Annotated in this window: 1 protein-coding gene; it reads left to right on the forward strand. The window is 41.3% G+C overall.

The window, feature by feature from the left end:
- Window positions 1-60 precede the first annotated feature (60 nt).
- Window positions 61-1,206, forward strand: a complete 1,146-nt coding sequence (locus tag AC5RDS_RS02465; RefSeq protein ID WP_494222194.1) for an IS256 family transposase — start codon at window positions 61-63, stop codon at window positions 1,204-1,206.
- Window positions 1,207-1,367 lie beyond the last annotated feature (161 nt).

The raw sequence follows: 1,367 nt of genomic DNA on the forward strand, positions 1-1,367 counted from the left end.
AAAAGTGTGTAAATTCCAATTTATTTATTTTTGTAATAGAACAGTCAAAAATAACTTATTATGGAATTTACACCTGAGCAAATAACGGAAATAATCTCCGAAATAACAAATGGAGAACAAGGATTCCAAGGTCTTGTCAAACAAGGTCTTGAAAGTTTAATGCATAGCGAACGTGCAGTTCATAACGCGGAACATAACGACGTTAGCAACGGTTATCGTGATCGTCGAGTGTGCTATGACCGTAAAGTGTTTGAGCTTCGTGTCCCGCGTAGTCGTAACAGCAATTTTTACCCGATGTTACTAGGTGTGTTGAAAGACCAAGAAGAAGAAGCCCAAAAACTGGTGAGCAGTCTCTATTGTAGCGGTTTAACCACGGAACAGGTGGGTAAAATCTACGAACAGTTTTACGGGAAGCATTACAGTAAAAGTCAGGTAAGTCGCCTCTTGAACACGGCCCGTGAAGATGTAAACGCGTGGCTGGGGCGTAAACTTGAGAAGCGTTACCCCATTCTTTATATCGATGCCACGTATGTCCTCACCCGGCGGGACGAGTCCGTGAGCAATGAAGCCTATTACACGGTTTTGGGAGTGAAAGAAGACCGCACAAGGGAAGTTTTAACCGTGGTAAACTTTCCCACGGAAAGCGCGACCAATTGGAAGGATGTTTTTGAAGGTCTCAAAGAAAGAGGTGTAGCCGTGGTGGACCTGTTGGTATGTGACGGGTTATCCGGTATTGAAAACACGCTGGCCGATACTTTTCCAAAAGCGGATCTGCAGTTGTGTACCGTTCATCTGAAAAGGAATATCGTGAATAAAGTCAAGCCCGGGGATAAGAAACAGGTTATGGAGGAACTCAAACAAATCTGCTCTCCTGACCAATGGGACATCACGCCGGAAAAGGCATTCGGTGTATTCAAGGAGTTCATACAAAGGTGGCAAAAGAGTTACCCGCCGCTAAAGAGATACCAGCACGACAGGTACAGGTTTTATTTTACATACTTCAAATATGAAAGGGAAATCAGGGGAATGATTTATACCACGAACTGGATCGAAAGACTGAACAGGGATTATAAGAGGGTTATTAACATGAGAGGGGCCATGCCGAATCCACAGGCCGTCATTCTACTGATGGGGACCGTGGCTCAAAACGCGGATATTTATAAATACCCTATTTATAATTTTTTAGAATCAAGATTATTTTATTAAAAATGAATAGATTTGCAAAGATGAAAAAAGAAAGGATTTACACACTTTTTGAAACACTATCCTTTTCTATTATTTTTACTCAATAATAATGCTCTCTCCAGTTCAAAAGATGGAGCACAAGTGCATGAAAGTAATAAAATGCTAATAATCGAGATAAGAAT

This window comes from Odoribacter sp. (assembly GCF_985060555.1).